Annotated in this window: 9 protein-coding genes and 1 tRNA gene; all 10 read right to left on the reverse strand. The window is 66.1% G+C overall.

The window, feature by feature from the left end:
* Positions 1-27: 27 nt before the first annotated feature.
* On the reverse strand, positions 28-4,158 hold the full coding sequence (gene rpoB / locus YU1_RS0122510; RefSeq protein ID WP_029006004.1) for a DNA-directed RNA polymerase subunit beta: 4,131 nt from the start codon (positions 4,156-4,158) through the stop codon (positions 28-30).
* Between the two features lie 248 nt (positions 4,159-4,406).
* Positions 4,407-4,781 (reverse strand): 50S ribosomal protein L7/L12, encoded by a 375-nt coding sequence (rplL, locus tag YU1_RS0122515; protein ID WP_029006005.1) that lies wholly within the window; start codon positions 4,779-4,781, stop codon positions 4,407-4,409.
* Positions 4,782-4,832: 51 nt separating this feature from the next.
* Positions 4,833-5,351, reverse strand: coding sequence for a 50S ribosomal protein L10 (rplJ, locus tag YU1_RS0122520; protein WP_029006006.1), 519 nt, complete (start codon positions 5,349-5,351; stop codon positions 4,833-4,835).
* Between the two features lie 598 nt (positions 5,352-5,949).
* Positions 5,950-6,648 (reverse strand): 50S ribosomal protein L1, encoded by a 699-nt coding sequence (gene rplA, locus YU1_RS0122525; protein WP_029006007.1) that lies wholly within the window; start codon positions 6,646-6,648, stop codon positions 5,950-5,952.
* 5 nt (positions 6,649-6,653) lie between these two features.
* On the reverse strand, positions 6,654-7,103 hold the full coding sequence (gene rplK / locus YU1_RS0122530; RefSeq protein WP_029006008.1) for a 50S ribosomal protein L11: 450 nt from the start codon (positions 7,101-7,103) through the stop codon (positions 6,654-6,656).
* A 263-nt stretch (positions 7,104-7,366) separates the two neighbouring features.
* Positions 7,367-7,897 (reverse strand): transcription termination/antitermination protein NusG, encoded by a 531-nt coding sequence (gene nusG, locus YU1_RS0122540; RefSeq protein ID WP_029006009.1) that lies wholly within the window; start codon positions 7,895-7,897, stop codon positions 7,367-7,369.
* An 8-nt stretch (positions 7,898-7,905) separates the two neighbouring features.
* A complete protein-coding gene (secE, locus tag YU1_RS0122545) occupies positions 7,906-8,103 on the reverse strand; it encodes a preprotein translocase subunit SecE (protein ID WP_029006010.1) in 198 nt (65 codons plus the stop codon).
* 337 nt (positions 8,104-8,440) lie between these two features.
* A tRNA-Trp gene (locus YU1_RS0122550) sits at positions 8,441-8,517 on the reverse strand.
* A 159-nt stretch (positions 8,518-8,676) separates the two neighbouring features.
* The gene (locus YU1_RS0122555) at positions 8,677-8,982 is read right to left on the reverse strand and encodes a hypothetical protein (RefSeq protein WP_245263420.1); all 306 of its coding nucleotides are present in this window, start codon (positions 8,980-8,982) and stop codon (positions 8,677-8,679) included.
* A gap of 83 nt (positions 8,983-9,065) precedes the next feature.
* The coding region (locus YU1_RS0122560) for an EF-Tu C-terminal domain-related protein (protein WP_029006012.1) at positions 9,066-9,554 on the reverse strand (489 nt) is incomplete at its 5' end.

Consider the following 9,554-nt stretch of genomic DNA (forward strand, 5'->3'; position numbering starts at 1 on the left):
GCGCCCGCGCATCCCGTAGTCGCAGCCTCACTCGGCCGCGGGAAGATTTTCGCGTGTTCCCGGATTGGTCTGGCGCCCGGTCTTGGAGTTCAGCAGCTCGACGTTGAGGCCGAGCGACCGCATCTCCTTCACCAGCACGTTGAAGCTCTCCGGGATGCCGCTCTCGAAGGTGTCTTCGCCGCGCACGATGGACTCGTAGACCTTGGTCCGGCCCGCCACGTCGTCCGACTTCACGGTCAGCATTTCCTGCAGCGTGTAGGCGGCGCCATAGGCTTCCAGCGCCCACACCTCCATCTCGCCGAAGCGCTGGCCGCCGAACTGCGCCTTGCCGCCCAGCGGCTGCTGGGTGACCAGCGAGTAGGGGCCGATCGACCGGGCGTGGATCTTGTCGTCCACCAGATGGTGCAGCTTCAGCATGTAGATGTAGCCCACCGTGACCTTACGGTCGAAGGGCTCACCCGTGCGGCCGTCGAACAGGGTGGACTGGCCGGAGCGGTCGAGACCCGCCTTCTCCAGCTGCACCTCGATGTCGGCCTCATGCGCGCCGTCGAACACCGGCGTCGCCATCGGCACGCCCTTGCGCAGGTTCTCGCCGAGCTCGATCAGCTGGCCCTCGTCCAGGGGCAGGATGTCGTCCGGCCCGTAGATGGTTTCCAGCGCACCGCGCAGGACCTGCTGGTCCTTGGAGCCGTAATAGGCGTCCACCGCCGCCGCCACCTGCCGGCCGAGGCCGGCGCAGGCCCAGCCCAGATGCGTCTCCAGGATCTGACCGACGTTCATGCGGCTCGGCACGCCGAGCGGGTTCAGCACGATGTCCACGTTGGTGCCGTCCTCAAGGAACGGCATGTCTTCCACCGGGACGATGCGCGAGACCACACCCTTGTTGCCGTGCCGGCCGGCCATCTTGTCGCCCGGCTGGATCTTGCGCTTCACCGCGACGAAGACCTTGACCATCTTCATCACGCCCGGAGGCAGTTCGTCGCCGCGCTGCAGCTTCTCGACCTTGTCCAGGAAGCGCTGCTCAAGGCGCTTCTTGGACTCGTCATACTGCGCCCGGATGGCCTCGATCTCGCTCATCAGCGCATCGTCGGCCACGGCGAACAGCCACCACTGCGACCGCGGGAACTCGGTCAGCAGCGCCCTGGTGATCGGGCTGTCCTTCTTGAACCCCTTCGGGCCGGCGATCGCCACCTTGCCGTCCAGCAGCTCGGTGAGGCGGCCGTACACGTTGCGGTCCAGGATCGCCTGCTCGTCGTCGCGGTCCTTGGCGAGACGCTCGATCTCCTCGCGCTCGATAGCGAGCGCGCGCTCGTCCTTGTCGACGCCGTGGCGGTTGAACACACGCACTTCCACGATCGTCCCGGTGGTGCCGGGGGGCAACCGCAGGGAGGTGTCGCGGACGTCGGCGGCCTTCTCGCCGAAGATGGCGCGCAGCAGCTTCTCTTCCGGCGTCATCGGGCTCTCGCCCTTGGGCGTGATCTTGCCCACCAGGATGTCGCCGGCGCGCACTTCCGCGCCGATGTAGACGATGCCCGCCTCGTCGAGATTCTTCAGCGCCTCTTCCGAGACGTTGGGAATGTCGCGGGTGATTTCCTCAGGGCCCAGCTTGGTGTCGCGGGCCATGGCCTCGAATTCCTCGATATGGATCGAGGTGAAGACGTCCTCCTTCACGATGGTCTCGGAAAGCAGGATGGAGTCTTCGTAATTGTAGCCGTTCCACGGCATGAACGCGACGAGCACGTTGCGGCCGAGGGCCAGCTCGCCCAGCTCCGTGGACGGGCCGTCGGCGATGATGTCGCCCTTGTTCACCAGGTCGCCCACGCGCACCAGCGGACGCTGGTTGATGCAGGTGGACTGGTTGGAACGCTGGAACTTCATCAGCCGGTAGATGTCGACGCCCGACTTGGACGGATCGGCCTCTTCCGTGGCGCGGATGACGATACGGGTGGCGTCCACCTGATCAATCACGCCGGTGCGGCGGGCGGCGATGGCGGCGCCCGAGTCACGGGCGACCACCGCTTCCATGCCGGTGCCGACCAGCGGCGCCTGGGAGCGGACCAGCGGCACCGCCTGGCGCTGCATGTTCGAGCCCATGAGCGCGCGGTTGGCGTCGTCGTTCTCAAGGAACGGGATGAGCGCCGCGGCCACCGAGACGAGCTGCTTCGGCGACACGTCCATGAAGTCCACGCGGTCGGGCGTGACCATCAGCACGTCGCCGGCGTGGCGGCAGATGATCAGGTCCTCTTCGAACCGGCCATCCTTGTCGAGCGGGATGTTGGCCTGCGCGACGTAATACTTCCCCTCCTCCATGGCGGAGAGATAGACCACCTCGTCCGACACATGGCCGTCCACCACGCGGCGGTACGGGGCCTCGATGAAGCCGTACTTGTTGACGCGGGCGAAGGTCGCCAGCGAGTTGATGAGGCCGATGTTCGGGCCTTCCGGCGTCTCGATCGGGCAGATGCGGCCATAGTGGGTCGGGTGCACGTCGCGCACCTCGAAGCCCGCCCGCTCGCGCGTCAGACCGCCCGGGCCAAGCGCCGAGAGGCGGCGCTTGTGGGTGATCTCGGAGAGCGGGTTGGTCTGGTCCATGAACTGCGAGAGCTGGGACGAGCCGAAGAACTCGCGCACCGCCGCCGCCACCGGCTTGGCGTTGATCAGGTCCTGCGGCATCACGGTATCGATGTCGACGGACGACATGCGCTCCTTGATGGCGCGCTCCATGCGCAGCAGGCCGACGCGGTACTGGTTCTCCATCAGCTCGCCGACCGAGCGCACGCGGCGGTTGCCGAGATGGTCGATGTCGTCGATCTCGCCCTTGCCGTCGCGCAGCTCCACCAGCGTCTTGATGACCGCCAGGATGTCCTCGCGGCGCAGCACGCGCACGGTGTCCTCGGCGTCGAGGTCGAGGCGCATGTTCATCTTCACCCGGCCGACCGCGGACAGGTCGTAGCGCTCGGGATCGAAGAACAGCGAGTGGAACATCGCCTGCGCGCTGTCGATGGTCGGCGGCTCGCCGGGGCGCATCACGCGGTAGATGTCGAACAGCGCTTCCTCGCGGCTCGAATTCTTGTCGGCCACCAGGGTGTTGCGGATATAGGCGCCGGTGTTGATGTGGTCGATGTCGAGGATCGGGATCTCGTTGAACCCGGCCTCCTCGAGCACCTTCAGCACCTTGTCGGTGATCTCCTCGCCGGCTTCGGCGAACACTTCGCCGGTGGCGGCGTTCACCAGATCCTCGGCGATATACTGGCCGACCATCTCGTCGTCGGAGATCTTGAGGGCCTTCAGGCCCTTCTCCACCAGTTGGCGGGCGGCGCGCACGGTCAGCTTCTTGCCGGCCTCGATCACCACTTCGCCGGTGTCGGCGTCGATGAGATCGGTGACCGCCTTGTAGCCCTTCATCCGCTTGGGATCGAACGGCATGCGCCAGCCGCCCTTGGCGCGGACGTACTGGATCTTCTCGAAGAAGGTATCGAGGATCTCTTCCGCGTCGAGGCCGAGGGCGAACAGCAGCGACGTCACCGGGATCTTGCGGCGACGGTCGATGCGCGCGAACACGATGTCCTTGGCGTCGAACTCGATGTCGAGCCAGGAGCCGCGATAGGGAATGATGCGGGCGGCGAACAGGAGCTTGCCCGAGGAATGGGTCTTGCCCTTGTCGTGATCGAAGAACACGCCCGGCGAACGGTGCATCTGCGAGACGATGACGCGCTCGGTGCCGTTGACGATGAAGGTGCCGTTCATCGTCATCAGCGGGATGTCGCCGGTGTAGACGTCCTGCTCCTTGATGTCCTTCACGGACTTCGCGCCGGTGTCGGGATCGACATCGAACACGATCAGGCGCAGCGTGACCTTCAGCGGAGCGGCAAAGGTGATGCCGCGCTGGCGGCACTCGTCCACGTCATACTTCGGCGGCTCGAACTCGTAGCGCACGAACTCCAGCATGGCGGCGCCGGAAAAGTCGGAAATCGGGAACACCGACTTGAACACCGCCTGGAGACCGTCGTCCGCGCGTCCGCCCTTCGGCTCGTCGACCTGGAGGAACTGGTCATAGGACGCCTTCTGAACCTCGATGAGGTTCGGCATCTCGGCCACTTCCTTGATCTTTCCGAAGAATTTGCGGATCCGCTTGCGACCGGTGAACGTTTGCGCCATCTCGATCCTCGTCCGTCCTGGTCTTTTGCCCGGCCGGCCTTGGCGGAAGACACGCCACGCCGCCGAAAGACCGCCGTCACCATCACGCCGGAGAAGTTGGGGGCCGAAAGCCGGCCATTCTTCTCCACACCGCCACGGCTCGCCGGGTCGTCGCGCCTGCGGCGACCGGGGGAACCGCTTCTATTATTCCGCGTCCGGGACGCGGAAGGCGGCCCCGGGAAACCCGGGACCACCCAAACGTCACAAGCTCACTTGAGCTCGACCTTGGCGCCAGCCTTCTCGAGCTGGGCCTTGAGCTTCTCGGCCTCGTCCTTGGCCACGCCTTCCTTGACGGGCTTCGGAGCGCCTTCCACCAGGTCCTTGGCTTCCTTGAGGCCGAGGCCGGTGATGGCGCGGACTTCCTTGATGACTTCGATCTTCTTGTCGCCGGCGGCGGCGAGAACGACCGTGAACTCGGCCTGCTCTTCAGCAGCCGGGGCCGCGGCGCCGGCAGGCGCAGCCGCAACCGCGACGGCGGCAGCGGCGGAAACGCCCCACTTCTCTTCGAGGAGCTTGGCCAGCTCGGCAGCCTCGAGGACGGTCAGGGAGGACAGCTCGTCGACGAGCTTGGTCAGGTCAGCCATTGTATGTTCCTAAGATAGGTTCGAAATTCAGGTTTGCGAGATCCAACCGCCTCACGCGGCTTCGTCCTTTGCGGCATAGGCCCCAAACACGCGGGCGAGCTTCGCCGCCGGCGCGGTGGAGAGCTGGGCCAGCTTGGTCGCCGGGGCCTGCACGAGGCCGACGAGCTTGGCACGCAGTTCATCCAGGGACGGCATGGTGGCCAGGGCCTTCACACCGTCTGCATTCAGGGCCGTCTTGCCCATCGCTCCGCCAAGGATGACGAACTTCTCGTTCGCCTTGGCAAATTCGACGGCAATCTTCGGCGCTGCCACCGGATCGCTTGAATAAGCGATGATCGTGGGTCCCTTCAGCAGGGGCGCCACGTGGGCAACGTCGGAGCCTTCAAGAGCGATCTTGGCGAGGCGGTTCTTCGCCACCTTCACGGTCGCACCGTTCTGCTTCATCTGCCGACGGAGTTTCGACATCTGAGCAACGGTCAGGCCGGAATAGTGGGCCACCACGACGACGGAAGTGGTTTTAAACACTTCGGTGAGCGTCGTGACGAGCTGTTGTTTTTCCGCTCGATCCACTGCTGGCTCTCTTTAAGCCTGTGGCGGAACCAAAGCTGGCTCCGCCGGTTGCGCCTTGCCGCTCGTCACTTCCGAACATGTCGGTCGCGGACGCGCGACGCTCACATGCCCTGTCCCCTCGGATCCGGGTCACCGGCCACAAGGCGCTGGTTCGAACCGATCTTGTCGCGCCCCGCTCGCGCGGGCCGCTCGAAATCCGGTCTTCCCCGTCTATGCTGGCTCTCCAGAGGGCGCCTCCGAACGAAGCGCCTGGCGAGGATTAAGCCGCACACGAGGTGCGGCACCTGCAGTCTCGGACAGGACTTACGCCTGCTCGGATGCCGGTTCGGGAACCGGAAATCCAGACAGGCGTTGAGGCCGGGTGGGCGAACCCTCCCAGCCCCTCCGCCCGTTTCCAGGCGGAAGCTCACAAAAACAGTACAACCCGCACCACGTTTCCATGGTTCGGTGAACGGGCTATATAAGCCCGCAAAGAACGCATGTCACGCTCTTTTTTAACCCTTGCTCCGGCGGCCGTCGGCCCGAAGGCCGGATCGGGCCGGAAACAAAAAGGCCGGGCCTGACGCCCGGCCTTTCGCTGTCTGCGCGGGATGCGGGATCAGGCGACCACGACGGAGGACGGCTCCACCTTGATGCCCGGGCCCATGGTGGACGACACCGCCACGCGCTGCACATAGGTGCCCTTCGCGCCGGCGGGCTTGGCCTTCACCACCGCGTCCACGAAGGCGCGGATGTTCTCGGCCAGCTTGTCGGCCTCGAACGAGGCCTTGCCGATGCCGCCGTGGATGATGCCGGCCTTCTCGACGCGGAACTCCACCGCGCCGCCCTTGGCGGCGGCGACGGCGGCCTTCACGTCCATGGTCACGGTGCCGACCTTCGGGTTCGGCATCAGGCCGCGCGGGCCGAGCACCTTGCCGAGACGGCCGACCAGCGGCATCAGGTCCGGGGTGGCGATGCAGCGATCGAACTCGATCGTGCCGCCCTGGACGATCTCCAGCAGGTCCTCGGCACCGACGATGTCGGCGCCCGCCGCCTTGGCCTCGTCGGCCTTGGCGCCGCGGGCGAACACCGCCACGCGCACGGTCCGGCCGGAGCCGTTGGGCAGCTGGCACACGCCGCGGACCATCTGGTCCGCATGGCGGGGATCGACGCCGAGGTTGATCGCGACCTCGATGGTCTCGTCGAACTTGGCGGTGGTGCGGGCCTTGAGCAGCGTCAGAGCTTCATCCAGCGGATAGAGCTTGAGGCGGTCGATGCCTTCGTTGGCGGCGCGAACGCGCTTTCCGGTATGAGCCATCCCCGTCACCCCTGAACCTGCAGGCCCATGGACCGGGCCGAACCTTCGAGCATGAGAACCGCGGCCTCGACGGTATCGCAGTTCAGGTCCTTCATCTTCTTCTCGGCGATCTCCGCGAGCTGGGCGCGCGTGACCTTGCCGACGGTCGCACCCTTGCCGGGGGTCTTCGAGCCGGAGCCGGGCTTCTTCTTCGTCTCGAGGCCGGCGGCCTTCTTGAGGAAGTAGGAGACCGGCGGGGTCTTCAGCTCGAAGGTGAAGGAGCGATCCTGATAGGCCGTGATGACCACGGGAATCGGCATGCCCTTCTCAAGCTGCGCGGTCTGCGCATTGAAGGCCTTGCAGAATTCCATGATGTTCAGGCCGCGCTGACCGAGCGCGGGGCCGATCGGGGGCGCCGGGTTGGCGCTGCCGGCGGGCACCTGCAACTTGACGTAACCGGTAATTTTCTTCGCCATTTCAATACTCCCGTCATGGGTCCGGCCCGCCGCGAGGCGGATGCCTGGACCGGGATTGCGTGGTGCGGATCGCAGGAGCGTTTGGCGAGACGCTCCGTCACCTCCCACGCTGGCCGGAAACCCGAAGGCCCGGCCGCAGCGACGGCCCTCTCAGGCCGTCATCTCCACGGGCCGGAAGACCGGACCCGCGAAGGGCGCACCGCATACAGCATCGCGCCGCCCGGGACAAGCCCGGCGGCGCGCGCCCTGCGAAACGGTTGGGGTCAGACCTTCTCGACCTGGCCGAATTCCAGCTCCACCGGGGTGGCGCGGCCGAAGATGGACACCGCCACCTTAAGGCGCGAGCGGGCCTCGTCCACCTCTTCCACGATGCCGTTGAAGCTGGCGAACGGGCCGTCGGAGACCTTCACGGTCTCGCCCACCTCGTAGGTGATGGACGGCTTCGGCCGCTCAATGCCTTCCTGCACCTGCTGCAGGATGCGCATGGCTTCGTTCTCGGAGATCGGCATCGGCTTGTTGTCGGCGCCGAGGAAGCCGGTGACCTTGGGGGTGTTCTTGATGAGATGGAACGCCTCGTCGGTGAGGTCCATCTTCACCAGCACGTAGCCGGGGAAGAACTTGCGCTCGGCGTCCACCTTCCGGCCGCGGCGCACTTCCACCACCTTCTCGGTGGGCACCAGAATCTGCTCGAACAGGTCCGCCAGATTGCGCTGATCCGCCTGCTCGCGAATCGACTCCGCCACCTTCTTCTCGAAGTTGGAATAGGCGTGGACAATGTACCAACGCTTGGCCATGACGCCCCTCAGTGCCCGATATTCAGGAGTTGGCTGACGCCAAAGCGCAGGATCTGGTCCACGATCAGGAAGAAGACCGACGCCAGCAGCACCATGACGAACACCATGGCGGTCGTGATCAGCGTCTCGCGCCGCGTCGGCCAGGTCACCTTCGCCGTCTCGGTGCGGACCTGCTGGAAGAACTCCACGGGACTGTTCTTTGCCATGTCGCTTCGACCGCTCGCCCGGCCCTGGAGCCCGCGCCGCAGCCACCTTTCTGATCTTGCGGCGACCACCGGGCACGTGCCCCGCCAGCCTGCCGCCTGAACCTCACCCTCCGCCCGGCCGCGATGCGGGCCCGAAGCGGAACTTGTGCCGGGCCATACCGGCGGATGCGCGACCCGTCCAAACGCCAGGGTCGTCGCCGAATGCCTTCGACGTCTCGAAGGCCTGATGTCTATTTAGGCCGAACCCGCCTTCGGTCCAGGCCCACCCGACAGGCGATCAGCCGTCCTGACGCGGGTGCCACCCAATGTCCTGCGCGTGGCAGGAATATCCTGCGCATGGCAGGAGTGGAGGGACTCGAACCCCCAACCCCCGGTTTTGGAGACCGGTGCTCTAACCAGTTGAGCTACACTCCTAAAGGCCGCCGCGCTTATGGGTAAGCGACCCCGCGCCGGGAAACGATCCAGCGCAACGGGCTCGTGTGTCTAGTCAGACGGAGGGCATCTGTAAAGGGGGGCGCCCCTCCCCGCGCCGCCCTGTCCCCAAGGTGCGAGAGCGGCCGGGACGCGAGAAGCTCAACGGCCCGCCGGCGTCCCGCGCCCGGCGGCGGGCGGCGGGGTCGTCGCGCAGTCCCGATTGAGGCCGGTCCCGGGGGCATTCTCGAAGGTGCAGCGCCTGTCCGGCGGGTCGCCGCAGACCTGGCTCAGTTGCTTGAAGCCGACGCAGGTGCCATCGGGGCCGCGATAACCCGGGCCGCCCTTGCAGCCGCAGCCGGTGCAAGACGGCCGCTCCGGGCAGCGCGCCTCCACCGCCCCGCTCGAAAGCAGAGGAAGCAGGACGGCGGACAGGAGAATCAGCAGCCCGGTCTGGCCGCGCGCCACGCGCATCTTCCCCCACGAAAAAGGGGTGGCATCTTACGACGCCACCCCGATGACTGCCAGAGATCAGGCCAGACGGCCCCGGATCACTCGATGATCGAGGCGACGACGCCGGCGCCGACGGTGCGGCCGCCTTCACGGATGGCGAAGCGCAGCTTCTCCTCCATGGCGATCGGCACGATCAGATGCACGTCCACCGAGATGTTGTCGCCCGGCATCACCATTTCGGTGCCTTCGGGCAGCGTCACCACGCCAGTCACGTCCGTGGTGCGGAAGTAGAACTGAGGACGGTAGTTGGTGAAGAACGGCGTATGACGGCCGCCTTCTTCCTTGGTCAGGATGTAGGCTTCGGCCTTGAACTTGGTGTGCGGCTTCACCGAACCCGGCTTGCACACAACCTGGCCACGCTCCACGTCCTCGCGCTTCGTGCCGCGCAGCAGCACGCCGACGTTGTCGCCCGCCTGCCCCTGGTCCAGCAGCTTGCGGAACATCTCGATGCCGGTCACGGTCGTCTTCACCGTCGGGCGGATGCCCACGATCTCGACTTCCTCGCCGACCTTCACGATGCCGCGCTC

This window comes from Azorhizobium doebereinerae UFLA1-100 (genome assembly GCF_000473085.1).
Classification (GTDB): domain Bacteria; phylum Pseudomonadota; class Alphaproteobacteria; order Rhizobiales; family Xanthobacteraceae; genus Azorhizobium; species Azorhizobium doebereinerae.